We start from the raw sequence: 24,996 nt of genomic DNA, 5'->3' as shown, positions 1-24,996 counted from the left end.
ACGGTGGGCGCTTCTCCTGCCCGTCCCCCGCGGAGGTGTCCCAGTTTCCCCCGTGCCCCCGCCCCGCCGCAGAAGGCCGCCGCCGCGCCGCCCGCCCCGCCCCCGCTGGGGCATGCGCATCACCACCACCCTGTCCGTCCTGGTGCTGGGCGCCGGTGGGATCGGCCACGCGCTCATCGGCGAGCTGGACGGCATCGGCCGCGTCGACCCGTTCAAGGACATGAAGAACCGTCCCGCGCCTGGCCGCGGCATGAACGTGCTGCTCGTCGGCACCGACGGCCGCGACAAGATCACACCGGCGGAGAAGAAGAAGTACCACCTGGGCGGTGCGCCCTGTCACTGCACCGACACCGTCATGCTCGTCCACGTCTCGGCGGACCGCTCCCGGGTGAGCGTCGTGAGCCTGCCCCGGGACAGCTACGCGGTGGTGCCCGAGCACACCGACCCGGCCACCGGGAAGCGCGTCACCGCCCACCCGGTCCGGCTCAACGCGGCGTACGCCCAGGGCGGCCCCCAGCTCACGGTGCAGACCGTGGAGAAGATGACCGGCGTCCAGATCAACCACTATCTGGAGGTCGACTTCACGAGCTTCATGAAGACGGTGGACGTGCTCGGCGGCGTCGACATCTGCACCGTCCGCCCGCTGAAGGACTCGTACACCGGGCTCAATCTGCCGGTGGGGACGAGCAAGCTCAACGGCGGGCAGGCCCTCCAGTACGTACGCTCCCGGCACCTCGACGCGGCGTCCGACCTGGGCCGGATGCAGCGCCAGCAGCGCTTCATGGCCTCTCTCATCGCCAAGACGACCAGCAGCGGTGTTCTGCTGAACCCGGTCAAGTTCCGCGATGTCGCGTCCACGGTCTTCGGCTCGGTCCGGGCCGACAAGGGCTTCGGCCCGGACGAGATGCTCTCCCTCGGGCAGGCGATGCGGGGCTTCAGGCCGTCGTCGTCGGAGTTCACCTCCGTACCGATCGGGCAGATGAACTACCGGGTCAAGGGCATCGGCTCGACGGTGAAATGGGACCCGGTGAAGGCCGGGAAGCTCTTCGGGGAGATCCGAGAGGACGTGCCGATCGCGGTGCACCGGTCGGCGGCGCCCAAGGGGCAGAAGGTCGACGTGCCTCCCAACCAGGTCAGGGTGCAGGTGGCCAACGGCACATCGACCACCGGCCTGGCCGCCCGCGCGGACAAGGCCCTGCGCTCCACCGGCTTCCTCTCCTCGCTCGCGGTCGCGGTCCCCGGCCGGCCGGTGGCGTCGGACACCAAGCGCACGGTCATCGAGTACGACCCGCGCTGGGACCGGTCGGTGCGTTCGCTGGCGGCGGCGCTGCCGCACGCCGAGCTGCGGCCGGTGGCGGGGATCGGCTCCACGCTGCGGGTGACACTCGGCTCGGACTTCAGGACGGTGACGCCGGTCCGGGCGGACGAGCCGGATCCGGGCAGGTTCGCGGCGGTCACGGGCGACCAGGTGGTCTGCAAGTAGCGCCGCCCGGCCGGCCCGTGCGGCCGGCCCTGGCCGTCAGTCGTCGATGCCGTCGGCGATGCGCTGCTCCCTGAGCTCCTTGATCGCACGGCGCCGGGCCAGCCGGTGGGTGCGGCGGATCTGCGCCTCCTGGTAGCGCCGCTTGTCACGCTCGCTGCCGGGGAGCACCGGCGGTACGGCCCGGGGCTTGCCGTCCGCGTCCACCGCGGCGAAGACGAGGTAGGCACTGCCGACCTGCTGGGCCGGTGACGACTCGTTCCACCGCTCGGCCAGGACCCGTACGCCGACCTCCATCGAGGACCGGCCGGTCCAGTTGACCTGGGCCTTCACATGCACCAGGTCGCCGACCCTGACCGGCTCCAGGAAGACCATCTCGTCCATCGACGCGGTGACCGCGGGCCCGCCGGAGTGCCGGCCGGCCACGGCGCCCGCCGCGTCGTCCACCAGTTTCATGATCACGCCACCGTGCACGGTACCGAGGAGGTTGGTGTCGTTGCCCGTCATGATGTGACTCAGGGTGGTTCGTGAGGCCGAGGTGGGCTTGCCCGGAAGATCTGTCATACGTGCCACCTTAGGCCGGGCGCGCGCCGCGGGACTTTGCATCAGCTCTGCAACAGCACGGCCCCGATTCCACACCCGCCCTGTAATACACACGCACCGTGACGGCACACTGGTCCACATGGACGACAGGGACCGCTACGGACGCGGCAGCGAGAGCGCGCAGCCCGAGAACGCACGGGTCATGCGGCACGTGCAGCGTTCGACGCCACCTGCCCAGCGGCAGTACGGCGGACAGCAGCAGGACCAGGGTTACGACGACGGGTACGACTCCGCGTACGACAGTGGCTACAACACGGGCCAGGTCTACGGGCAGGGCGGTCCCAGCGGGCCCGGCAGCCGCAGAGGCCAGGGCGGTCAGGGCACCGGCGGCCCTCACACCCCCCGCACGGGCACCCCTCCGAACTGGCGCCGCCGCATCAAGATCGGCGCGCTGGTCCTGGTCGTCGCGATCCTCGGCGTCTCCATCGGTACGTACTTCTGGGCCGACGGGAAGCTGCGCCGCGAGGTCGACCTGTCCAAGGTCATCGACCGCCCCGCCACGGGCAAGGGAACGAACTACCTGATCGTCGGCTCGGACAGCCGCGACGGCATGTCGGCGGCCGACAAGAAGAAGCTGCACACCGGCTCCGCCGAGGGCAAGCGCACCGACTCCATGATCATCCTGCACGTCGGTGACCACGGGAACACGATGGTCTCGCTGCCCCGCGACTCGAACGTCACGATCCCGTCGTACAAGGGCTCCGACTCCGGCAAGCTGTACCCGAACACCGGCCGGCAGACGAAGCTGAACGCGGCGTACGCGGAGGACGGCCCGGAGCTGCTGGTGCGCACCGTCGAGTACAACACCGGTCTGCACATCGACCACTACGCGGAGATCGGCTTCGACGGCTTCGCGAGCATCGTGGACGCGGTCGGCGGGGTCCAGCTGGACATTCCGCAGGCGTTCAAGGACAAGGACTCCGGCGCCGACTTCCCGGCGGGCAAGCAGACGCTCAACGGCAGCCAGGCCCTGGCCTTCGTCCGCACCCGGCACGCGTTCGCGGCCAGCGACCTCCAGCGCACGAAGAACCAGCAGAAGTTCCTGTCGGCCCTGGCCTCCCAGACGGCGACCCCGTCCACGATCCTGAACCCCTTCAAGCTCTACCCGGTGATGGGCGCCGGCCTGGACACGGTGATCGTGGACAAGGACATGAGCCTGTGGAACCTGGCGTCGATGTTCTGGGCCATGAAGGGTGTGTCGGGCGGCGACGGCAAGCAGATGAACATGCCGATCTCGGGCTCCACCGGCGGCAACCTGGTCTGGGACAAGACCAAGACCAAGCAGCTGATGCAGGAGCTGAAGGACGACGACACGGTGACGGTCTCGGGCAACTGAGACCTCACCTCCCGGACACGGTCACGGGCACCTGAGACCTGCCGTCCTGGATCGAGAACAGGCCCCCCGGAGCTGAACTTGAGCTCGGGGGGCCTGTTCCGTGTATGTCCGGGGGCCTGTGCTGTGTACGCACGTCCCGCGCTCCGCCCGGCCGGGCTACTCCGCGTGCGTGATCGTGCCCCACTCGTCCATGGTGGGGCGGATCTTCATGGGCTCCTGGATGTCCGTGTCCGACCGCCGCGGAGGCTCGGGGCCGTCCGGACCGATGCGCATCATGCGCTCCACCCGGACGATCTGGAAGCACCGCCCCCGCACGCGCAGTTCATTGGGCCTGCGCTGCTGGGTGAACCGCTCGGCCGCCCGCGCGTACACCGCGGCGTCCCGTTGCTCACTGGTCTTCCCGAACATCGGCAGCGACTCGGTCAGATAGCGGACCAGCGACCGCCGCGCCTCCTGCGGGGTGGCGCACTGCATGCCCACCATCGACCAGGAGTCCTCCTTGTGCTCCATGATCCGAAAGGTGACGGGCAGCAGCACCAGGCCGGGGTGGGTCGTCACCGCCCGCTGGGAGTCCGCCAGCACGTCGGGCGGGAAGCGCCGCGAGGTGTACGCGAGCGACAGCAGGCCGACCCGGTCCAGACCCTCGGTCAGTCCGACCGCCGCGCTGTGGTCGATCACGAAGCCCTCGGTGCGCGACACCGGGGGGACCCGCGGCTCGTCCCAGCCGTCCGTATCGACGTCGGTGGGCCTGGGCGGCTCCAGCCGGCCCCCGCCGATCCTGGCGAACTCGTCGGCGCGCACGATGCGGTACCGGGTGCCCCAGGCGGACACGGTGTTCAGCGGCTCGGTCTCCAACCGGGCCACCGCCGCCAGCAGTTCGCGCCGTTCCAGGTGGTCGTCGGTCTCGTCCTTCGCCTTGAGCCAGAGGTACGAGTTGAGCTCGTCCCGGGCGTCCTGCGGATACCCGGTGTCCATCCCGCCGAGCAGCCGCCACCGCGGCCGCTCACCACGCCGCTGCTCGGCGAAGCCGAAGAGCGGCCCCCGGACCACGATCTCCCCGTACGTGCGCGCCGAGGCCATCGCGTCCAGCTCGGTGACTTCGGAGACGGGGTCGTCCCGGCGCTGCACATTGATGAAGAACCGCCCCGGCGACTGCGTCTGCTGCTCCTGATCCTCCATGCCGACAGTGTGCAGAGGGCCGGCGGCACCGGGCAGGGGAAATGCAGAAATACAGTCCGCTTCGGTCGTTGCTGCCGTATACCTGTACGTTTCGCGACAGGGCGTGCAGGGGCAGAACCGAGGGAGCCCCGGCGGCGGACCAGGTCCAGCGGATCGTGATGGCCCGCAACCTGCCGTAGCCGCGCTGGAACGCGCGCCTCGTTGGCGTTCGCGGACCCAACAACCGCCCTCTTGACCTCGTCAACCCAAAGGGTGAGGCTCACGTAACAGACTGCAACGCAGTGCGACGCTCGCAGCAGGAGGGCGCACCATGGGTTACACCTTCATCGGCAAAGACCCCGAGTCCGACGTGAACGGGTGCCCGGCGGTTTGGGTGGATGACGACCGACGGCTACTCGTACAGGGGCGGCGAGCCGGGGAAGACGTGCAGGCTCGGACGGTGGCTGACTCGCCGCGAGCCGAGGATGAGACGCTGATCGTTCTGGAACCGAGGATGATCCCGCTCCTCAAGGAGGCTATCCGTGTCGCAGAGTCTGGCTGAGTTCGCCGATCTGCTCAGGCAGTGCGAGCGCTCAGCAGTGCACCTTGAGACCCGCGACGCATACGCCGTCCCCGGGGAACACCCTGCCTTCGACGCCTGGCTAGCAGGGGAACGGAAGGACTGGGATGACCGCTCGTCGTGGTGGCGTGAGGACTGGCACGGCCTCATCCAGGACATGACCGCAAAAGGTGTGGCGGTGCACCGCGCGCGGGTGGTGGGTGAGCCCGTCTCGGACTACATCAAGTGGGAGCATTACGTCACGTATGGCAACGTCGCTTGCGGGGAGGAAGTCCGGTGGCTGCCGCGTCGGCAGGCGTCCGACCTGCTGTTGCCCGGAAACGATTTCTGGCTCTTTGACGGCAAGCTAGTCCAGTTCAACGTCTTTGATGGTGACGGTCGTTGGATGCACACGGACTTCACAGATGACGCGGGCGTGGCGGCACGGTGTGCCGACATGTTCGAGGCTGTCTGGGAGCGAGCTGTCCCGCACAACAAGTACAACGTCTGACAGAACAGCGGCCAGTCCATGACCTCACCTCTGTCAACGGCTGAAGAGGCCCATAAGGCAGTTGCCGACCGGCTTACTCGCATGATGGAAGACGCGGATCTATCGGGGGCCCGGCTGGCCGCTCTGTGCGGGTGGGACCGTTCCAAGTCTCACCGGATCACGCACCGGAAGACGATCCCGAAGCCCGCCGACATCCGCGCATGGTGCACGGCATGCGGAAGGCCCGAAGAAGCTGAAGCGCTGATAGAGACCACGCGCACGGCCAAGACCCTGTACGTCCAGTGGACCCAGTACCTGAAGGGTGGCCTCAGCAAGGCCCAACGCAGCGGCATCTACCAGGAGACACGTTCCTTCCGTGTGTATAGCTGCGGGGTCCTCCCCGGGATGCTCCAGACGGAAGCGTACGCGCGGGGCATTCTCCGTAAGATCCGTCGCTTCAGGAGTCTTCCTGACGACGTCGAGGATGCCGTACAGGCGCGTCTGGAGCGCTCGGCCGCCACTCTCCGGGGAAATCAAGTGTCCGTCCTCATCGAGGAGTCGGCCCTGTACATGCCGATGACCGACCCTCCGCAGCATGCGCAACAACTGGAACACTTCGTGTCCGTCATCGGGCACCCCAACCTGGCTTTCGGGATCATCCCCCACATGTCACGCCGCCCGGTATGGCCCATCGAATCCTTCTACGCATTCGATGATCGCGAAGTTCAGGTGGAAACCCTGACCGCCATGGTTCGGGTGACGAATCGAGCCGAGATCGACGTGTACCTGAGCGCGTTCGCTCAGATGGCACGAACCGCTGTGTACGGCTCGAATGCCAAAGCCTTGATCAGGAAGGCCCTCGACGCTACCGAGGAATGAAGACGTACAACACCATGCAACATCCGCCCTGCCTGGCTGCCCCTCTTTCTACCGTTCTTGGCACAGCCAGTTGGCAGTCGGAGGCAAGCATGGTGATGACCATCGCGGTCTATCGAGTGACGAGGGACGGCATCACGGAGCGGGTTCCGAAACATGAGGTGGCACCTGCTTCAGAGCCTTCCGCGTCGAATCGCTTCCCGTTGTGTCGCTGCCCCGTTCACGCGGATAGCCCATGTGCTCCCGAGAGCGAGCGCCGCATCCGGGACGGCGTCTGAACACAACTGGCCAACCGCACGCTCCACGCAACCCTTCCCCCTGGAGGCACGCACAATGAGCACAGCCGTTCAGACCCGTACCCGTGAGCCGCAGATCATCCTCAACGCACTGGCCCATCGAGTGCCCCACCTGATCACCGACACCGAGCCGACGCTGTGGGATCGAGAAATCGCTCTCCTGCTGCGCGACAACAGCGTCATGACCCGTAACACTGCCGAACGACTGCTGGGCCAGGCCATCGCGTACACGATCACCGCTATGGAGCGGAAGGGCGTGGACATGGGTGTCGGCTACACGGTGGACGTGGCCGTTCACGCCCTGATCCTGGACACTCCGCTGTACTTCGCTCTGTGCGACGAACACAACAGCGGCCAGTACAAGCACCACGCTCCCCTGATCCAGCGGCGCTGCGACGGCACCGTGACGCGGACGGCCGGCATCCTGCGGGACAACGGGTTCGCCGTAGACGATGAGCTGTGGGACACGGACGCGGCGGAGTGCTCGCCGTGCGACAACAAGGTGCCCGACAGCCACTAGCGCCGCCCTGTACGGGGTGCCCCGCCTTCCCCCAGGGCGGGGCACCGAACCAATGTGGAACTGAGGACGACAGTTGCCCGCTCAGCACAACATCGACTCTGAACGCGAACTCTGGGACGCCTTCGCCGAGAGCACGAAGGACAAGGCCCTGGAGGCTGAACCGGTGGTCGGCTGGACGCAGTACGCCGGACACGGTCCAGGGCCTGAACTCCTGGGTTCGCCGAGAACGGCACTGGAAATCGGCTGCGGTACTGGGCGAGCGTCGGCGTTCCTTCTGAACCAGGGAGTCAAGGTCACGGGCCTGGACCTGTCTCCGGTCGCCGTCAAACACCTGACCGAACGCTGGGGACCTATGGGGGCGGAGTTCATTTGTGCGGAAGTGCTTGAGCACCTCGCGGCGAGCACCAAGACGTACGACGCCATCTACTCAATCTTCGGAGCGGTTTGGTTCACCGACCCGGTGAAGCTCTTCCCGCTGATCGCCAAGCGGCTCAACCCTGGTGGCAGGTTGGTCTTCTCCCAACCTCCGGCCATCCCAGGGGCCTACGGCCCCCAGGGTATGTACAAAGGCGGCTTCGCGGGCAAGGCCATGTTCACCTACCGGTACAGCTACACACCCCGTAAGTGGGCCGCGCTTCTCGCCAAGAATGGTTTCGAGGACATCGACGCAACCGTCCTGGGCGCCCCCACCGAGGGACACATCGGAACCCTGATCGTACGCGGCGTAAAGCGCTGACCTCCTGGACATACGAACACCCCCGCTGGAACTCAAGCTGGCGGGGGCCACTTCTCAAGGTCACCGGGACGGCATCGAAGGGACTGCCCCACCTTCCGGAACGGAATCTCCCGCGTTCGCCAGTTGTCGTACACCCACGATTTCGGCACTTCCAGGTACAAAGCCCCCGAGCGGCCATCGGGGGCTGTAGAGATATCAAGTTGAACTGTCCGGGCGCTAACTTCCTCCGCGCGCCATAGAGCCCAAATCTTCTCGGTCTTGTCGGTCAACTCCCCACCGGCCTTGCCGGCGAGCGTGCTTGGGTATCCCTCCCGGCGTGCCCTCTTCAAGTGGTCCTTGACCGTCTCCGGGCGGCGGCCAATCAGTCGAGCGAAGCGAGCCAGGGATCGGGGGCAGGGGCGCCGACGTCGGCCATGGCCTTGCAGGTAAACGCAAGCGTGGCCAAGTAGCGCTCGGACACGCCCTCTTCGGCCAAGAGCTGGCCGGCCGTTTCTCCCGTCTTGTCGAGCTGCTGCGATACGTCGTCCAACGTGCGCTGCATCTCGCGGGCGGGCGGCCATCGCAAGCATGCTGCCTCCGGCGCGGACGACCCCACCGGAGGCAGGCGGAAGTCGCCTGAGAGGGCCCATGCGAACGACCCCCGGCAGAGTGCCGGGGGTCGCTGTGTTTGTGCAGGTGAGAGGCAGTTTCCCGTCCGGTGTCAGCCCAGGGTATCCCCAGCATGACGCCCATGATCGGCCCGAAAAGGACTCGAACAGACCGGAAGCCGGTCACAGTCCGCGAGCCATCGAAAATGGCTGCTGACCTAGGAAAACCCAGTTACGGCAGGTTCCGCGCCATGACGATCCGCTGGACCTGGTTCGTGCCTTCATAAATCTGGGTGATCTTCGCGTCGCGCATCATGCGCTCCACCGGGTAGTCGCGCGTGTAGCCGTACCCGCCCAGGAGCTGGACCGCGTCCGTCGTGACCTCCATCGCGACGTCCGAGGCGAAGCACTTGGCGGCGGCGCCGAAGAACGTCAGGTCGCCGTCGAGGCGCTCCGACTTCGCGGCGGCCGAGTAGGTGAGCTGGCGGGCCGCTTCGAGCTTCATCGCCATGTCCGCGAGCATGAACTGGATGCCCTGGAAGTCGCCGATCGGCTTGCCGAACTGCTTGCGCTCCTGGACGTAGCCCTTGGCGTAGTCGAGTGCGCCCTGCGCGATGCCGATGGCCTGGGCGGCGATCGTGATGCGGGTGTGGTCCAGGGTCTTCATCGCCGTGGCGAAGCCGGTGCCCTCCTCGCCGATCATGCGGTCGGCGGGGATCCGGACGTTGTCCAGATAGACCTCGCGGGTCGGGGAGCCCTTGATGCCGAGCTTCTTCTCCGGGGCCCCGAAGGAGACGCCCTCGTCGGACTTCTCGACCACGAAGGCGCTGATGCCCTTGGAGCGCTTGGTGGGGTCGGTGACGGCCATGACCGTGTAGTACTCGGAGACGCCCGCGTTGGTGATCCAGCGCTTGACGCCATTGAGCACCCAGAAGTCGCCGTCGCGCACGGCCCTGGTCTTCATGCCCGCCGCGTCCGAACCCGCGTCGGGCTCGCTCAGGCAGTACGAGAACATGCCCTCGCCCTTGGCCAGGCGGCTCATGTACTTCCTCTTGAGGTCCTCGGAGCCCGAGAGGATCACCGGGAGCGAGCCCAGCTTGTTCACGGCCGGGATCAGGGAGGAGGACGCGCAGACGCGGGCCACCTCCTCGATGACGATGACCGTGGCGAGCGCGTCGGCCCCGGCACCGCCGTACTCCTCGGGTACGTGGACGGCGTGCAGATCAGCGGCGGTCAGCGCGTCCAGTGCCTCCTGCGGGAAGCGGGCCTCCTCGTCGACCGCGGCGGCGAAAGGTGCGATCTTCGCCTCGGCCAGGGCACGGACCGAGTCGCGGAGCATGTCGTGCTCTTCGGCCGGGCGGTACAGGTCGAAATCGGGCGAACCTGCCAAGGTCACTCACTCCCCAGAATGCTAACTACCGTTAAGTAACCCAATTTTAGGGGCTGCGTGCCCGCAGGGATACGTGAGGTTGGCGACAGGGGTGGGGCAGGGCGTCGAACAGCCCGACTATGCTCGGGCGCGCACCCGATCCCGTACGCCTCCTGGAGCTTCCTGATGGCCCTGAAAATCACCGTGATCGGTACCGGCTATCTCGGTGCCACCCACGCCGCGGCCATGGCTGAGCTGGGATTCGACGTACTCGGTCTCGACATCGTCCCCGAGAAGATCGAGATGCTCTCGCAGGGGCGGGTCCCCATGTACGAGCCCGGCCTCGAAGAGCTTCTGCAGCGGCACGTCGCGGGGATCGAGGGAGCGACCGGACGCCTGCGCTTCACCACGTCGTGGGAGGAGGCCGGCGAGTTCGGCGACGTCCACTTCGTGTGCTGCAACACCCCGCAGAAGCACGGCGAGTACGCCTGCGACATGTCGTACGTCGACAACGCGTTCCGCTGGCTCGCACCGCATCTGAAGCGGGACGCGCTGGTCGTCGGCAAGTCGACCGTGCCGGTCGGCAGTGCCGCCAGGCTCGCCGGGGTGCTCCGGGAGCTGGCGCCCGCCGGTGAGGGGGTGGAGCTGGCGTGGAACCCGGAGTTCCTGCGGGAGGGCTTCGCCGTCAAGGACACCCTGCACCCCGACCGGATCGTCGTCGGCGTGGAGAGCGAGAGGGCCGAGAAGCTGCTGCGCGAGGTGTACGCGGGGCCGGTGGGCGAGGGGTCACCGTTCGTGGTGACCGACTTCCCCACCGCCGAGCTGGTCAAGACCGCGGCGAACTCCTTCCTCGCCACGAAGATCTCCTTCATCAACGCGATGGCCGAGGTCTGCGAGGCGGCCGACGGCGACGTCGCGAAGCTGGCGGAGGCGCTCGGGCACGACGAGCGCATCGGCAAGAAGTTCCTGCGGGCCGGGATCGGCTTCGGCGGTGGCTGCCTGCCCAAGGACATCAGGGCCTTCATGGCCCGCGCGGGCGAACTGGGCGCCGACCAGGCGCTGACCTTCCTCCGCGAGGTCGACTCGATCAACATGCGGCGCCGCGGCCACATGGTGGAGCTGGCACGGGAGGCCGTGGGCGGCGGCTCGTTCCTGGGCAAGCGGGTCGCGGTGCTCGGCGCGACCTTCAAGCCGGACTCGGACGACGTACGGGACTCCCCCGCGCTGAACGTCGCGGGGCAGATCCACCTCCAGGGCGGCCAGGTCACGGTGTACGACCCCAAGGGCATGGAGAACGCCCGCCGCCTCTTCCCGACGCTCGGCTACGCGGAGACCGCACTGGACGCCGTGCGCGGCGCCGACGTCGTCCTGCACCTCACGGAGTGGCGCGAGTTCCGCGAGCTGGACCCGGCGGCGCTGGGGGCGGTGGCCTCCGAGCGGATACTGCTGGACGGCCGCAACGCGCTGGACCCGGTGGCATGGCGGGAGGCCGGCTGGGTGTACCGGGCTATGGGACGCCCGCGGGCCTAGGCCCTGTCCGGTACGACGTCAGCCCCCGCCGGGCCCTGGCGGGGGCTCCGGCTGGGGGCTCCAGGCAGGGGCTGCGGCTTCAGCCGTCCAGCCCGGCCAGCGTCGCGTTGGACGGGCCCCGCTCGGCCTGGATACCGCGGGCGACATCCTCCGCCGTGCGCAGCACCCGTACCGCGTTCTGCCAGGTCAGCTTCGCCAGATCCGGCTTCGACCAGCCGCGTCCGATCAGCTCACCGATCAGGTTCGGGTAGCCCGCCACGTCCTCCAGGCCGGCCGGTGTGAAGGCCGTGCCGTCGTAGTCGCCGCCGATGCCGATGTGGTCGACGCCTGCGACCTCGCGCATGTGGTCCAGGTGGTCGGCGACCGTCGACGCGGTGGCCATCGGGCGGGGGTGCGCCTCCTCGAAGGCGCGCTGGACCTTCAGCCCCGCGGGGGTGGTGTTCAGGTGGTGCAGCCCGTGGGTGCGCATGTTCTCGTCCGCGCGGGCGGTCCAGGCGACCGCCTCGGGGAGGATGAACTTCGGGACGAACGTGGCCATCGCCACACCGCCGTTCGCCGGGAGCAGCGCGAGGACGTCGTCCGGGATGTTGCGCGGGTGGTCGCAGACCGTACGGGACGAGGAGTGCGAGAAGATCACCGGCGCCGTCGAGGTCGCCAGTGCGTCGCGCATCGTGGACGCCGCCACGTGCGAGAGGTCCACGAGCATGCCGGTGCGGTTCATCTCGCGGACGACCTCGTGGCCGAAGGCGGTCAGCCCGCGGGCCTTCACGACATCGGTCGCGGAGTCCGCCCAGGCGATGTTGTCGTTGTGCGTGAGCGTCATGTAGCGCACGCCCAGGGCGTGCAGGGCGCGCAGCGTGCCCAGCGAGTTGTTGATGGAGTGGCCGCCCTCGGCGCCCATCAGTGAGGCGATACGGCCCTGGCTCCTGGCCTTCTCCATGTCGTCGGCCGTCAGCGCGCGGACCAGATCGCCCGGGTAGCGGGTGAGCAGCTGGTCCACGGCGTCGATCTGCTCCAGCGTGGCGCTGACCGCGTCCTCGCCCGCCATGTCGCTGCGGACGTAGACCGACCAGAACTGCGCGCCGACGCCGCCCTTGCGCAGCCGGTGCAGGTCGGTGTGGAGATGGCCCGTCTGGTCGCGGGCGATGTCCAGCGCGTCGAGGTCGTACCGGACGTTCTCGCGCAGCGCCCAGGGCAGGTCGTTGTGGCCGTCCACGACCGGGTACTCGGCGAGCAGGTCCAGCGCTTCGGTGAGGTGATTGCTCATGGGGCCGCCTACTTTCCGAATCCGAAGGTTTCCGCGCCCGACGCCCTGGCCCGCAGCCGGGTGCCCTTCTCCGTCGCTTCGTCGTTCAGCTTCTGCTGGAACTCCCGCATCTTGTCCTGGAGCCCGGGGTCGGACGCGGCCAGGATGCGTACGGCGAGCAGCCCGGCGTTGCGCGCGCCGCCCACCGAGACCGTGGCGACCGGGACGCCGGCCGGCATCTGCACGATGGAGAGCAGCGAGTCCATGCCGTCCAGGTACTTCAGCGGCACCGGGACGCCGATGACCGGCAGCGGGCTGACCGAGGCCAGCATGCCCGGCAGATGGGCCGCTCCCCCGGCGCCCGCGATGATCGCCCGCAGGCCCCGTCCGGCGGCCTGCTCGCCGTACGCGATCATCTCGCGCGGCATCCGGTGGGCGGAGACGACGTCCACCTCGTACGCCACCCCGAACTCGTCCAGGGCCTTGGCCGCCGCCTCCATGACGGGCCAGTCGGAGTCCGAGCCCATCACGATGCCGATGACAGCCGCGGAGGCTGAAGGAGTTGCCGGAGAGGTCATTCGGTGATCGTCCCTCGCAGGTATCCGGCGGCGTGACGGGCGCGGTCCAGCACGTCGTCGAGGTCGTCGCCGTAGGTGTTGACGTGGCCGACCTTGCGCCCCGGCTTCACGTCCTTGCCGTACATGTGGATCTTGAGCTGGGGGTCGCGGGCCATGCAGTGCAGATAGGCCTGGTACATGTCCGGGTAGTCGCCGCCCAGGACGTTGCACATGACCGTCCAGCCGGCGCGCGGGCGGGGGTCGCCCAGCGGCAGGTCCAGGACCGCGCGCACGTGGTTGGCGAACTGCGAGGTGATCGCGCCGTCCTGGGTCCAGTGGCCGGAGTTGTGCGGGCGCATCGCCAGCTCGTTGACGAGGATGCCCGGCCTGCCGTCGGGTCCGCGGGTCTCGAAGAGTTCGACCGCGAGGTGGCCGGTCACGTCCAGCTCGTCGGCGATCCGCAGGGCGAGCTGCTGGGCCTCGCCCGCCAGCTCCTCGCTGATGCCGGGCGCGGGAGCGATCACGGTGTCGCAGACCCCGTCGACCTGCTGGGACTCCACCACCGGGTAGGCCACCGCCTGGCCGTGCGGGGAGCGTACGACGTTGGCCGCCAGCTCCCGTACGAAGTCGACCTTCTCCTCGGCCAGGACCGGGACGCCCGCCTTGAAGGGGGCCTCGGCGTCCGCGAGGGAGCGTACGAACCAGACACCCTTGCCGTCGTAGCCGCCGCGGACCGTCTTGAGGATGACCGGGAAACCGCCCACCTCGTCCGCGAAGGCGACCGCGTCGGCCGGGTCGGAGACGATGCGGTGGCGGGGGCAGGGGGCACCGATCGCGGTGAGTCTCTCGCGCATCACCCCCTTGTCCTGGGCGTGCACCAGCGCGTCCGGGCCGGGCCGGACGGGGATGCCGTCCGCCTCCAGCGCGCGCAGATGCGCGGTGGGCACGTGCTCGTGGTCGAAGGTGATCACGTCGCAGCCGCGCGCGAAGTCGCGCAGCGTGTCCAGGTCGCGGTAGTCGCCGATGACGACGTCGCTGACCACCTGGGCCGCCGAGTCCTGCGGGGTGTCACTGAGCAACTTGAATCTGAGGCCGAGGGGGATACCCGCCTCGTGGGTCATCCGGGCGAGCTGTCCGCCACCGACCATGCCGACTACGGGGAACGTCACGTACCCCAGGGTATCCGCAGGCCCGCGGCCCGCATGCCAGCCGTCACAGCCTTGACCGGGCACCCGAACGGAGCACTGGCTAGCATGGTCGCGTTGACTCAATCGACCGAACGGGGCTATCGACCACCATGAGCGATTCCGGCGGGATGCGGACGCGGGTGCAGCGGCTCTGGCGCGAGGTCGCCAAGTTCGGCGCGGTGGGCGCACTGGGCCTGCTGGTCAACATGGTGGCGTTCAACCTGCTCCGCCACACGACCTCCCTCCAGGTGGTGCGGGCCAGCGTGCTGGCGACCGTCATCGCGGTCGTCTTCAACTACGCCGGCCTGCGGTACTTCGCCTACCGGGACCGCGAGAAGAGCGGCCGGGCCCGCGAGATGGGGCTGTTCCTGCTCTTCAGCCTGGTCGGGGCGATCATCGAGAACGGGATCCTGTACGCGGCGACGTACGGCGCCGACTGGAACTCGCCCCTGCAGAGCAACTTCTTCAAGTTCCTCGGTATCGCCGTCGCGACGCTCTTCCGCTTCTGGTCCTACCGCACCTGGGTGTTCCGGACGCTGCCCGCGCCGGAGGCGGCCCCCGGGCCGGCCCCCGGGCCGCTGGTCGAGGCCCGCCAGGAGTAGCCCCCGGCCGGGTCGCGCTCCGGTCACCGGATCGTCGGCGGCGGGTCCTGCGGATCCGGGAGACTGTTCTGCTTCAACGGGTCCTTCGACACCCGGCTCAGGAAGAGCGCGAAGACCGGCGGGTGCTGCTGGAGCATTTCGAGCCGTCCGCCGTCCGCCTCCGCCAGATCCCGGGCCACGGCGAGGCCGATGCCGGTGGAGTTGCGGCCGCTGATGGTCCGCTCGAAGATCCGCGCGCCGAGGTCGGGCGGCACCCCCGGCCCCTCGTCCGTCACCTCGACGACCGTCTGGGTGCCGGTGACCCGGGTACGGACGGCGACGGTGCCACCGCCGTGCATCAGCGAGTTCTCGATCAGGGCGGCCATCACCTGGGCCACCGCGCCGGGGGTGCCGATGGCCTGCAGCCCGCGCTTCCCCGACCGTACGATCGCGCGCCCCGCGCTGCGGTAGGCCGGGCGCCACTCCTGGAGCTGCTGGGTGACGACCTCGTCCAGGTCGAAGGTGACGGCGGATCCGGTGCGCGGGTCGCGGGAGTTGGTCAGCAGCCGCTCCACGACGTCGGTCAGCCGCTCGACCTGGGTCAGCGCGATGGTCGCCTCCTCCTTCACCGTGTCCAGGTCCTCGGTGAGGGTGATCTCCTCCAGCCGCATGGAGAGCGCGGTCAGCGGCGTACGGAGCTGGTGCGAGGCGTCGGCGGCCAGCCGTCGCTCGGCGGTCAGCATCCGGGTGATCCGCTCGGCCGACGAGTCCAGCACATCGGCGACCCGGTCCAGTTCGGGCACCGCGTACCGCTTGTGCCGGGGGCGCGGGTCACCGGAGCCGAGACGTTCCGCGGTCTCGGCGAGGTCGGTGAGCGGCGAGGTGAGCTTGTTGGCCTGGCGTACGGCGAGGAGCACCGCCGAGACGATCGCGAGGAGGGCCACCGCGCCGATGATGAGCAGGGTGCGGCCGACCTCGCGGGTCACCGTGGAACCCGCTTCCTCGACCGTGACCTCCTCGCCGTCGGCGCCGCTCGCCCTGCCGCGGATGACGCTGCCCTCCGGCTGGGTGCCGAGCCTGATGGTGTCCCGGCCGGGGATCTTGATCACCGCGTAACGGTGGGCGTCGACCTGGTCGTGCAGGATCGACTCGGTGACCCGTTCGTCGCCGACGATCCGGCTCTCGATGATGCTCGCGAGGCGCAACGCCTCGGAGTCCACACTCTCCTGGGCACTGCTGCTGATGGTGCGCGTCTCGACGATGACGAGCGAGACGCCGAAGACGGCGATCACGACGAGCACGACGGCGAGCGTGGAGTTGATGAGTCGGCGGCGCATGCGGCAAGTGTCGCAGTCGGCGCCCGCGGGACCGGCACTGTCCGGCCGCTGCGGTACCGCCGGGGCGGGTACGGCCGCGGGCCGTCCCGGCAGTACCGGTACGGCCCGCGGCCTCAGCTTCCGGCCCGGGGCCTCAGCTCTTCTCGAAGCGGAAGCCGACGCCCCGCACGGTGGCGATGTAGCGCGGGTTCGCCGCGTCGTCGCCGAGCTTCTTGCGCAGCCAGGAGATGTGCATGTCGAGCGTCTTGGTGGACGACCACCAGGTGGTGTCCCAGACCTCGCGCATCAGCTGGTCCCGGGTGACGACCCGGCCGGCGTCCCGGACCAGGACCCGCAGCAGGTCGAACTCCTTTGCCGTGAGCTGGAGTTCCTCGTCGCCCATCCAGGCGCGGTGCGACTCGACGTCGATCCGTACGCCGTGCGTGGCGGGCTGCGGGGCGGTGTCGGCGGCGCCACGGCGCAGCAGGGCCCGTACCCGCGCCAGCAGTTCGGCGAGCCGGAACGGCTTGGTGACGTAGTCGTCGGCGCCGGCGTCCAGGCCGACCACGGTGTCGACCTCGTCGGCGCGGGCGGTGAGCACCAGGACGGGCACGGTGTGCCCGTCGGCGCGCAGCCGCCTGGCCACCTCAAGACCGTCCATGCCGGGCAGGCCCAGATCCAGGACGACCAGGTCGATCCCTCCTTGAAGGCCGGCGTCGAGCGCGGTCGGTCCGTCTTCCCGCACCTCGACCTCGTAACCCTCCCGACGCAGTGCGCGGGCCAGCGGCTCCGAGATGGATGCGTCGTCCTCGGCGAGCAGTACACGGGTCATGAAGGTGATGGTAGACCGCGACGGGTCGTGCTCGTGAGGTGATCGCGAAGGGCTGCGGCTCTGGGTGGCAATGCGGATTGTTACCTTCGAATACAGTGGCTGGTTCCGGCATTCACCTGTGATCCATGTCTCAACCCCTTTCAAATGCCGCAGCTGCCTCTTTATGGTGGCGATACGCCTGTAGCAGTACTTGGGGCTCTTTGGCCTGCCATGATGCGGCAAAGACCCTCTTACTCTGTGCGCGGTCCTCCCGGCCGCGTGGACAGTGAATGACCTAGCGGCCGGGCCCCGTGTGCGAGGTAGCGCGCGGAGCGTGGATCCCTGTGCGGTCTCCCCCTTCGGTACGGAACCCATCCGGCTGGCCCCCTCAGGCGTGGGGCGGGGACGGACCATGCCGGTGCCGGCCACCCCCCACCGGGCGCGTCACCGATCCCGGACGCGTCCCGAAAAGCAAGGAACGACCATGGCGTCAAGCCTGACGAAGGCTCCGGACACCCCGGAAAAGACCTTCTTCGGCCACCCCCGCGGCCTGGCCCCGCTCTTCATGACGGAGATGTGGGAGCGTTTCAGCTTCTACGGCATGAGGGCTCTGCTCCCGCTGTACCTGGTGTCCGGCGAGGGTCCGCACCTGAGCGCGGCCACCGCCACGGCGATCTACTCGATCTACCTGGCGATGGTCTATCTGCTCACCATGCCGGGCGGCTGGTTCGGCGACCGTGTCTGGGGGGCCCGCAAGACGGTCACCATCGCGGCCTCGGTCATCATGGTCGGGCATCTCACACTCGCACTGCCCGGCACGGGCTCGTTCTTCGCGGGTCTGGCGCTCGTCGCCTTCGGTTCCGGACTGCTGAAGGCCAACATCTCGACGATGGTCGGGCACCTGTACAAGGGCCCGGACGACCCGCGCCGCGACGGTGGCTTCACCGTCTTCTACATGGGCATCAACATCGGGTCGTTCTTCGCGCCGCTGGTCATCGGCACCGTCGGCGAGAACGTCAACTGGCACCTCGGCTTCGCCCTCGCCGCGGTCGGCATGGCGCTCGGCCTGATCCAGTTCCTCATCGGCACCCGCCACCTGAGCGAGCGCAGCAGCATCGTCCCGAAGCCCCTGTCGGCTCAGGAGCGCAGCTCGGTCCTGACCAAGGGCCTGATCTGCCTGATCATCGCCGCGGTCTTCTACGGCATAGTCGTCTTCAGCGGCGCCTTCACCCAGAACTGGGCGCTCTACCCGATCACCGTGCTCGGTCTGCTCATCCCGATCGGTGTCCTGGTGCGCATGAAGCGCGACCGGGAGCTGTCCGGCCTCGAACAGAAGAAGATCTCCGGGTACATCTGGTTCTTCGTGGCCGCGGCCGTCTTCTGGATGATCTACGACCAGGGCGGCTCCACGATGTCGCTCTTCGGCGAGAACTCCACGACGAACAGCCTGCTCGGCTTCCACTTCCCGACGTCCTGGTACCAGTCGGTGAACCCGGTCTTCGTCATGGCGCTGGCCCCGGTCGTCGCCTGGATCTGGCTGGCTCTCAACAAGAGGGGCAAGGAGCCGACCACGGTCGTCAAGTTCGTGTCGGGTCTCTTCCTGATCGGCGTCTCCTTCTTCGTCTTCATGCTGCCGCTGATGTCGACGACGGACGGCTCGCGGGTCAGCCCGATGTGGCTGGTGGCGATCTACTTCGTCCAGACCGTCGGTGAGCTCTGCCTCTCCCCGGTCGGCCTCTCGGTGACCACGAAGATGGCTCCGGCGAAGTACGCGAGCCAGATGATGGGTGTGTGGTTCCTCGCCGTCACGGCCGGTGACTGCGTCACCAGCCTGATGTCGCTCTCGGGTGTGAACCTCAACAAGTCCGGCATGGTCGGCCTCGAAGCGGCGCTCGCGGTCGTCGCGGCCATAGCGGTCTGGATGTACCGCGGCAAGGTCAAGGAGCTCATGGGCGACGTCCGCTGACGCGGTCGGACCCTGCTGTACGGGACAGGCCCCGCCGCACCGGTCAGGTGCGGCGGGGCCTGTCCCGTACGCGCTGAACGACGGGGGCTCAGGGGCCCGGTCCCGTACGTCAGCGGGTGCCGCGCAGCCTCCTCCACGGGGTGAAGGTGAACACCGCGCCGCCCAGCAGGATCACCGTGCCGGCCACCAGGCCGAGCGCCCGCAGGCCGCCGTTGTCACTCGCACCGGTCTCGGCGAGGCCACCACCGCTGGTGCTGGTGCCGCCCGTGCCGCCCGTCGCCGTACCGCCGGTGGTACCGCCGGTCGACGTGCCGCCCGACGCGCCGCCCGGCTGGGCCGACGTGTCGAGTTCCAGCGAGACGGCGACGTTCGCCGGCGGGGTGCAGGTGGTGGTCGTACCGAGCGCCTTGACCGTCAGCACGCCGGGGCTGAGCGTCGTCCTGCCGTCGGCGCCCGGCTTGTAGGTGCCGGTGAGGTCGGGGATCTCGATGGGCGCACCCGACTTGATGGCCGACTTGTTGGCCGGACCCGCCACATGGACCGTGCCCTTGTCGGAGTCGCCGAGCTTGACCTCCATGGACGGGACGACCGAACCGGCGGGGATGTCGGCCGGGCTGTCCATCACGGACTTGCTGAACTTCACGGTGAGCCCGTAGTCCCCGCCGCTCTTCTTCGCGCTGATCTTCACCGGCGATGTGGCGTTCTTGTTGCCGATGGGCGTCTTGCAGGCGTAGGCGACGGAGACCTCCTTGCCGGGGAAGTCGGTCCCTCCCCCGGTGCCGCCCGTGGTGGCACCGCCCGTGGTGGTCCCACCGGTGCTCGTGCCCCCCGTGGTCGTACCGGCAGTCGTTCCGCCGGTGGTGGTGCCGCCGGTGGTGGTCCCGGCCGTCGTGCCACCGGTGGTCGTTCCCCCCGTGGTCGTACCGGCCGTCGTACCGCCGGTGGTGGTGCCGCCGGTGGTGGTGCCGCCGCCGTCCGTCACCTTGATGGTGGCCGACGACTTCACCGTCTCCTTGGGGGAGCACTTGGTGTCCGTGGAGATCGGCTTGCTGACGTTGATGTTGTACTTGTCGGCCGTCAGTGTGACGTCACCGGCCTTGGTCAGTTTCAGCTTGGCCGTCATGTCGGAGAGGATCATCGGGCTGCCCTTGGCGATGGGCGGGTTCGTGCGGGGTCCCTGCACGGCCAGATCCGCGGTCTGCGCCCCGGCCACCTTGACCGTGCCGGTCGGCTGCACGGTGTTGGCGTCCAGGTCGAGGATGTCGGGGTTCTTGGAGGCGGCCGAGACCGTCTTCCACACGACGTCGACCTCGTCGCCCACCTTCGCCGTGGCGGGCGCCGTGATCGCCACCTGGGTGGTGCCCTCGATGGGCGGCAGGCCGGAAATCGCGGGCGGTATGCACTCGGTCTTGTACGAGACGTCCGCGGCCTGGGCGGGGCCCGCGGCCAGCATGATCCCCGCACCGCCGAGCATCAGCGCGAATCCTGCCGCGCTCATCCTCCGTTGTCTGATCACGAGTTTCCCTTCGTCGTCGGGTGCTTCTCGGCCGGGTGGTTCTCAGACGGGTACTTCTCAGACGGGTACTTCTCAGACGGTGCGGTGTCCGGGGTGAACCACGGCAGAACCGTGGTCGTCGAGGGGTGCGGCCCGTCACCGGGCGGCGACGCCGCCCGCTCGGGCCTGCGGAACGCGGGCCTTCTCACGGTGGGTCCGGGCAGCAGCGCGTTCCGGCGGCGGCCGGCGCCACCGGCCGTACCGCGTGCGCTCCGCGGCCTGATCTTGTCGACGACCGCCATGCCGATACGGAACACGGCGGCCGGTACGACCACGCACAGCAGCAGCCAGAAGAACGTGACGCCCCACGGGCGCCCCACCCCCCAAGGCTGCTCGACCAGCACTTTGCCGGCGTACTTCACCGCGACCTGGTAGTCGCCGTGGGCGCCCGCCGACAGTTCGGCGTCCAGTCTGATCTGCGCCTTCTTGCCGGGTGCGACCGTGCCGTGCCACTGCCGGTCCTCCCACTGCGGGGCGAACACGCCGTGCGAGGTGCCGAGGGAGAAGAGCGGGTCCTTGACGGGCGTCGAGCCGAGATTGCCCACGGTGAAGACGATGGTCCGGCCGGGCGGCGCCCCGAACCAGGTGAGGACTCCGCTCGACCCTTCGAGGCGGGCGTCGGACAGGACCGCCAGCCGGCCGCCCGGCGGGGGCTTCGGCAGGGCGGCGACCGGGTGGCCCGCGACCTTGAACACGACGTCGGTGGCGGCCTGTTCACCGGTCACCGTCGCGATGTGCACCACGCACGGGCAGGGTTTGGGCGGCTCGGCGACCGGCAGCTTCTTGCTGAAGCCGCCCTTGGAGTCGGTGGTGACGGCGCGTCCTTCGGAGTTGGCGCAGGCGTTGGTGCCGCCGATCACCCCGCGGGCCGGGGTGGCCTGACCGCAGATCAGCAGCATGAGCAGCGCGTCGGGGCGCCAGCCCGCGCCCTTGACCGTGATGTCGCCGCCCTTGCCGGCCTGCTGCTGGGAGAGCGTGGCACCGGGCTTGCCCGCTGCCGCGGCGCCGGTGGCCGGGGCCAGGACGAGAGCGGGGAGGAGCGCCAGGAGGAAGGCCAGGGCCGCACCCCAGCTCCCGAAGGCCCGCAGCCACCGGGCGGGTTCGATCTTCACGTTGCCGCTCCCGCCGTCGCCGGTTCGCTGTCGGTGCTTTCGGTGCTGTCGGTGCTGTCGGTACTGCGCGTACTGCCGCTGTTCTCGGTGCTGTCACCGCTGCTGTTCCTGCTGTTGTCGCTCGGATACGGGCCCGGTCCGGCGCCCGTTCCCGTCCCTGCTCCCGTCCCTGCTCCCGTTCCCCGGGCACGTCTGCGCCGTACGGCGAACCAGCCGCCCGTACCGGCGAGCACCAGCCCCGCGAGCCCGGCCACGCGCCACCACGGCACGAACACCGCCGAAGCGGACCCCGTCCCGCGTGCTCCGCCCCCGGCCGTCACCGCCAGATGCACGGCCGCCGAATCGAGCACCGGCGGATGCGGCCACTTGACCGTGAGGCGTACGCGATGTCCGGGCAGCAGTTCCACCGGCAGCGTGCGCCCGGCGATGTGGTGATCGCCGCTGATGAGGCCGTCCGTGCGCACTTCGAGGTGCGGGGTGAGGGCGGTGTTGCCGCGGTTCACCAGCGTGTAGTGGATCAGCCCCGGGCCCTTGTCGACCCGGACGTCCTCGACGGTCAGCGCCGAGAGCGTCGGTCCGCTCACCCGCAGCTGCACCCGCACCCCGGTCTCGCGCCCGCCGGACGCCGCCACGATCGCGGCGGGGTGGTCGCCCGGTTCCGCGGTGGCCGGGACCGTGACGCTGAAGGGGACCCGGGCGCTGGTGCGCGCCGGGACCTTCACCGTGCGGGCGGCCGGGGTGATCCAGGTGGTGTCCGTGGTGCGGAGCGCGGACCCGCCGGACGCCGTGTTCTCCGCCTCGGCCCCCCGCAGCCGCACTGTCACGGACTTCTTCCCCGGATTGGTCAGCGCCAGGGTGTCCTCCAGGACGGTCCCCGGTGCGCCCTCCAGGTAGAAGTACGGACGGCCGTCGGCGCTGGGCCTGGAGCCCCCGCCGGACGCGGGCGCCGCCGTCCAGCCCGGTCCACCGGCCGCCGGCTCCGCCGCGGACGCGGGTACGAGCGCGGGCGCGGCGGAGCAGAGCAGTACGGCGGCCGTGAGCACGGCGGAACGGATGGTGCGCGTGAGCATGAGAGAACTCCCTGTTGCTTGGAACCGCCTCCCTGTTCCCGGGGTGTCAGGCGGACCGCTGGCCCCGCCGGGTCAGCCAGAGCACCCCCGCGGCCCCGCTGAGCAGCACGGTTCCGCCGAGCGTTCCGAGGGCCATGGTGGAGTCGAGCGGGCCGGTCTTCGGCAGACTGCCGCCCGAGGTGCTCTGCGACGTACCCGAGCCGCCGCTCGTACCGCCCCCGCCGGTGGAGCCGCCTCCCGTGGAGCCGCTGCCCCCGCTCGTGCCGCCGCCGCCCGATCCGGCGACCGTCAGTTCCAGCGACGGCTTGGGGTTGTTGGACGGGGTGCAGGTGGTCGTCGTGCCGAGCGCCTTGATGGTCAGCGTCGACGCGGTGAGGGTGACCTTGCCGCTCTTCTTGGGCGTGTAGGTGCCCGACAGGTCGCTGATCTTGATGGGCGAGTTGGCGGGTATGGCCGCCGAGTTGGTCGCTCCCGAGACCGGTACGGTCCCGCTCTCCGCGCCGCCCAGCTTGATGAGCGCGCTGGGCTTCATGGCGCCCTTGCCCAGTTCGACGGGGCTGGACGAGACACCCTTCTGGAAGGACATGGTCAGGGTGTAGCCACTGCCGCTCTTCACGCCCTTGATGTCGATGGGCGAGACGGCTCCCTTGTTACCGATCGGCGTTTTGCACTGGTAGTTGACGTCCACCACGTCGGCCTGGGCTGCCGGTGCGGTCATCAGCACCACCGAGCCCGCGACGGCCGCCGCCAGCGCAAACGCTGTCCGCTTCTGGTACGACACCTCGAAACCCCTTATGCCGGATGCCGCCGCTGAGTAACTGACGACACATCAGATTGGGCGCTCAAGGTACGCCGGAGCCCTTGCCGAGGGAAGACAAAGAGCGCACCGGATCGGTGCGCTCAGGGGGAAGAGGGGAAAGAGGGGAACAGGCCGACGGGCGGGGCCCCGTCGGCGCCCGCCGCATCCGTCGTCGCGCCGGGTTCCAGGAGCCTCGCGCGGATCAGGGCGGACCAGGCCGATGCGGCCGGCGGATCAGGCCGGCGCGGCCAGCTCGGCCCAGACCATCTTGCCGGGTGTGCCCGGCGTGCGGACCACGCCCCAGTCGAGGCAGAGCCGCTCCACGATGAACATGCCGTGGCCGCCGGGCCGGCCCGCGCGGTGCGGGCTGCGCGGTGCGGGCTGGCCCGCGCCGCGGTCGACGACCTCAAGACGGAGCACTTTCTGCCCGTACGAGACGCGGAGTTCCTCGGGGCCCTCGGCGTGCAGGCACGCGTTGGTGACCAGCTCGGACACGACCAGCAGGACGTCCTCCGCCGCGGCACGGCGGTCGGCGCTCTCGGCGGGCAGCCAGGCCCAGTCGTAGAGCGCCTGGCGCGTGAAATCACGCGCCAGCGGAACAATGCCGCTCGCGCTCAGCAGGGAGAGCGTGCGACTGCGGCCTTCGGCGGACACGGTAGAGGCTGGTCCGGCGCCGTCGCGCTCGGGACCGAGGTCCCCCGGCGGCTGCTGCCGGGTGGTGCTCATCAGCGCTTCACCTCACCGATTCACCAGTTCAGAAAGTCAGCGGTACAGAGATTGCGGAGGGACTCCTGCCCTGCCTAATGGTGACAACACTCATTTCTTTCAACAGAGTGTGCGGATCAGTCGCGCAGCGCGTCTTCGAGACAATCGTGCACGGTGAAGACCGCCTCGGCGCCTGTGATCTCGAACACCCTGGCCACCACGGGAAGCATCCCGGCCAGATGCACGCCACCCCCGGCGGCCTCCGCCTTGAGGCGGGCCCCGAGGAGCACATTGAGTCCGGTCGAGTCACAGAATTCCAGCTGGGAGCAGTCGATGACCAGTCGCGACCGGCCCTGCTCCAGCGCCTTGTCCAGCGGCTCACTCAGCAATTCGGCAGTGTGGTGATCAAGCTCACCCGCCGGAGTCACGACCTCACTCCGGCCCACGGACCTGACTTCGACCCGAAGCCGGCCCCGGTTCGTGCTGCCGACCGTCCCGCGGTCCATGTCCGTCCCTCTTCGCCGTGTTGGAGATGTCGCTGACGTGCGACG

Annotated in this window: 25 protein-coding genes; 10 read left to right on the top strand and 15 right to left on the bottom strand. The window is 69.1% G+C overall.

Annotated features, from left to right (window positions below; genetic code table 11):
* The first annotated feature begins 112 nt into the window (after positions 1-112).
* Complete coding sequence (locus OG285_RS22075; RefSeq protein WP_371791982.1) at positions 113-1,483, top strand: LCP family protein; 1,371 nt, start codon at positions 113-115, stop codon at positions 1,481-1,483.
* A 36-nt stretch (positions 1,484-1,519) separates the two neighbouring features.
* Here the strand turns inward: OG285_RS22075 and OG285_RS22070 are convergent, their stop codons facing one another.
* Positions 1,520-2,044: an acyl-CoA thioesterase gene (locus OG285_RS22070; RefSeq protein WP_356834693.1), complete on the bottom strand. Its 525-nt coding sequence runs from the start codon at positions 2,042-2,044 to the stop codon at positions 1,520-1,522.
* Positions 2,045-2,162: 118 nt separating this feature from the next.
* Here OG285_RS22070 and OG285_RS22065 point away from each other — a divergent pair, with 118 nt between their 5' ends.
* Positions 2,163-3,419, top strand: a complete 1,257-nt coding sequence (locus OG285_RS22065; protein WP_356834695.1) for an LCP family protein — start codon at positions 2,163-2,165, stop codon at positions 3,417-3,419.
* Between the two features lie 156 nt (positions 3,420-3,575).
* Here OG285_RS22065 and OG285_RS22060 read toward each other — a convergent pair whose 3' ends face one another.
* Positions 3,576-4,598, bottom strand: coding sequence for a DUF5954 family protein (locus OG285_RS22060; RefSeq protein WP_356834697.1), 1,023 nt, complete (start codon positions 4,596-4,598; stop codon positions 3,576-3,578).
* Between the two features lie 310 nt (positions 4,599-4,908).
* Here OG285_RS22060 and OG285_RS22055 point away from each other — a divergent pair, with 310 nt between their 5' ends.
* The 5 genes from OG285_RS22055 to OG285_RS22035 all read left to right on the top strand — a co-directional run bounded on the left by OG285_RS22055 (position 4,909) and on the right by OG285_RS22035 (position 8,054).
* Positions 4,909-5,139: a hypothetical protein gene (locus OG285_RS22055; protein WP_371791981.1), complete on the top strand. Its 231-nt coding sequence runs from the start codon at positions 4,909-4,911 to the stop codon at positions 5,137-5,139.
* Positions 5,120-5,647, top strand: a complete 528-nt coding sequence (locus OG285_RS22050; RefSeq protein WP_356834699.1) for a DUF6879 family protein — start codon at positions 5,120-5,122, stop codon at positions 5,645-5,647. Before OG285_RS22055 ends, OG285_RS22050 begins: the two co-directional genes overlap by 20 nt.
* An 18-nt stretch (positions 5,648-5,665) precedes the next feature.
* Positions 5,666-6,505, top strand: a complete 840-nt coding sequence (locus tag OG285_RS22045; protein WP_356834701.1) for a DUF5753 domain-containing protein — start codon at positions 5,666-5,668, stop codon at positions 6,503-6,505.
* 330 nt (positions 6,506-6,835) lie between these two features.
* Positions 6,836-7,318 carry a hypothetical protein gene (locus OG285_RS22040; RefSeq protein WP_356834703.1) on the top strand — a complete coding sequence of 161 codons (483 nt, stop codon included), beginning with the start codon at positions 6,836-6,838 and terminating at the stop codon, positions 7,316-7,318.
* 73 nt (positions 7,319-7,391) lie between these two features.
* On the top strand, positions 7,392-8,054 hold the full coding sequence (locus OG285_RS22035; protein ID WP_356834705.1) for a class I SAM-dependent methyltransferase: 663 nt from the start codon (positions 7,392-7,394) through the stop codon (positions 8,052-8,054).
* Positions 8,055-8,415: 361 nt separating this feature from the next.
* Here OG285_RS22035 and OG285_RS22030 read toward each other — a convergent pair whose 3' ends face one another.
* On the bottom strand, positions 8,416-8,583 hold the full coding sequence (locus tag OG285_RS22030; RefSeq protein ID WP_356834707.1) for a hypothetical protein: 168 nt from the start codon (positions 8,581-8,583) through the stop codon (positions 8,416-8,418).
* Positions 8,584-8,873: 290 nt separating this feature from the next.
* Complete coding sequence (locus tag OG285_RS22025; protein ID WP_371791980.1) at positions 8,874-10,031, bottom strand: acyl-CoA dehydrogenase family protein; 1,158 nt, start codon at positions 10,029-10,031, stop codon at positions 8,874-8,876.
* A 165-nt stretch (positions 10,032-10,196) separates the two neighbouring features.
* On the opposite strand from OG285_RS22025, the gene OG285_RS22020 reads away from it, so the two are divergent.
* Positions 10,197-11,540 (top strand): UDP-glucose/GDP-mannose dehydrogenase family protein, encoded by a 1,344-nt coding sequence (locus tag OG285_RS22020; protein WP_371791979.1) that lies wholly within the window; start codon positions 10,197-10,199, stop codon positions 11,538-11,540.
* A gap of 79 nt (positions 11,541-11,619) precedes the next feature.
* On the opposite strand, the gene OG285_RS22015 is transcribed toward OG285_RS22020, so the two are convergent.
* The 3 genes from OG285_RS22015 to OG285_RS22005 are packed head-to-tail and all read right to left on the bottom strand — an operon-like array spanning position 11,620 to position 14,512.
* The gene (locus OG285_RS22015; RefSeq protein ID WP_356834713.1) at positions 11,620-12,807 is read right to left on the bottom strand and encodes a dipeptidase; all 1,188 of its coding nucleotides are present in this window, start codon (positions 12,805-12,807) and stop codon (positions 11,620-11,622) included.
* A gap of 8 nt (positions 12,808-12,815) precedes the next feature.
* On the bottom strand, positions 12,816-13,364 hold the full coding sequence (gene purE, locus OG285_RS22010; protein ID WP_356834715.1) for a 5-(carboxyamino)imidazole ribonucleotide mutase: 549 nt from the start codon (positions 13,362-13,364) through the stop codon (positions 12,816-12,818).
* Complete coding sequence (locus OG285_RS22005) at positions 13,361-14,512, bottom strand: 5-(carboxyamino)imidazole ribonucleotide synthase (protein WP_356834717.1); 1,152 nt, start codon at positions 14,510-14,512, stop codon at positions 13,361-13,363. Before OG285_RS22005 ends, purE begins: the two co-directional genes overlap by 4 nt.
* Before the next feature lie 128 nt (positions 14,513-14,640).
* Between OG285_RS22005 and OG285_RS22000 the strand changes: the two genes are divergently transcribed.
* The gene (locus tag OG285_RS22000) at positions 14,641-15,132 is read left to right on the top strand and encodes a GtrA family protein (protein WP_356834719.1); all 492 of its coding nucleotides are present in this window, start codon (positions 14,641-14,643) and stop codon (positions 15,130-15,132) included.
* 23 nt (positions 15,133-15,155) lie between these two features.
* On the opposite strand, the gene OG285_RS21995 is transcribed toward OG285_RS22000, so the two are convergent.
* Together OG285_RS21995 and OG285_RS21990 are read right to left on the bottom strand one after the other, a co-directional pair.
* Positions 15,156-16,448, bottom strand: coding sequence for an ATP-binding protein (locus tag OG285_RS21995; RefSeq protein WP_371791978.1), 1,293 nt, complete (start codon positions 16,446-16,448; stop codon positions 15,156-15,158).
* Between the two features lie 133 nt (positions 16,449-16,581).
* On the bottom strand, positions 16,582-17,259 hold the full coding sequence (locus tag OG285_RS21990; protein WP_328317821.1) for a response regulator transcription factor: 678 nt from the start codon (positions 17,257-17,259) through the stop codon (positions 16,582-16,584).
* 463 nt (positions 17,260-17,722) lie between these two features.
* Here OG285_RS21990 and OG285_RS21985 point away from each other — a divergent pair, with 463 nt between their 5' ends.
* The gene (locus OG285_RS21985; protein ID WP_371791977.1) at positions 17,723-19,204 is read left to right on the top strand and encodes a peptide MFS transporter; all 1,482 of its coding nucleotides are present in this window, start codon (positions 17,723-17,725) and stop codon (positions 19,202-19,204) included.
* Positions 19,205-19,313: 109 nt separating this feature from the next.
* Here the strand turns inward: OG285_RS21985 and OG285_RS21980 are convergent, their stop codons facing one another.
* From OG285_RS21980 to OG285_RS21955, 6 genes are all read right to left on the bottom strand, one after another.
* Entirely contained in the window at positions 19,314-20,702 is a 1,389-nt protein-coding gene (locus OG285_RS21980; protein WP_371791976.1) for a hypothetical protein, read from the bottom strand.
* 14 nt (positions 20,703-20,716) lie between these two features.
* Positions 20,717-21,871 carry a hypothetical protein gene (locus OG285_RS21975; protein ID WP_371791975.1) on the bottom strand — a complete coding sequence of 385 codons (1,155 nt, stop codon included), beginning with the start codon at positions 21,869-21,871 and terminating at the stop codon, positions 20,717-20,719.
* Positions 21,868-22,941 (bottom strand): hypothetical protein, encoded by a 1,074-nt coding sequence (locus OG285_RS21970; RefSeq protein ID WP_371791974.1) that lies wholly within the window; start codon positions 22,939-22,941, stop codon positions 21,868-21,870. The genes OG285_RS21975 and OG285_RS21970 overlap by 4 nt, the downstream gene beginning before the upstream one ends.
* 46 nt (positions 22,942-22,987) lie before the next feature.
* A complete protein-coding gene (locus tag OG285_RS21965) occupies positions 22,988-23,722 on the bottom strand; it encodes a peptidase (protein ID WP_371791973.1) in 735 nt (244 codons plus the stop codon).
* Between the two features lie 252 nt (positions 23,723-23,974).
* Positions 23,975-24,466, bottom strand: a complete 492-nt coding sequence (locus OG285_RS21960) for an ATP-binding protein (RefSeq protein WP_371791972.1) — start codon at positions 24,464-24,466, stop codon at positions 23,975-23,977.
* A gap of 116 nt (positions 24,467-24,582) precedes the next feature.
* A complete protein-coding gene (locus OG285_RS21955; protein WP_371791971.1) occupies positions 24,583-24,951 on the bottom strand; it encodes an STAS domain-containing protein in 369 nt (122 codons plus the stop codon).
* Between the last annotated feature and the right edge of the window lie 45 nt (positions 24,952-24,996).

This window comes from Streptomyces sp. NBC_01471 (genome assembly GCF_041438865.1).
Lineage (GTDB): Bacteria > Actinomycetota > Actinomycetes > Streptomycetales > Streptomycetaceae > Streptomyces.
Note: the sequence above shows the minus strand (reverse complement) of the source record. Positions and strands in the feature narration are given on the sequence as shown.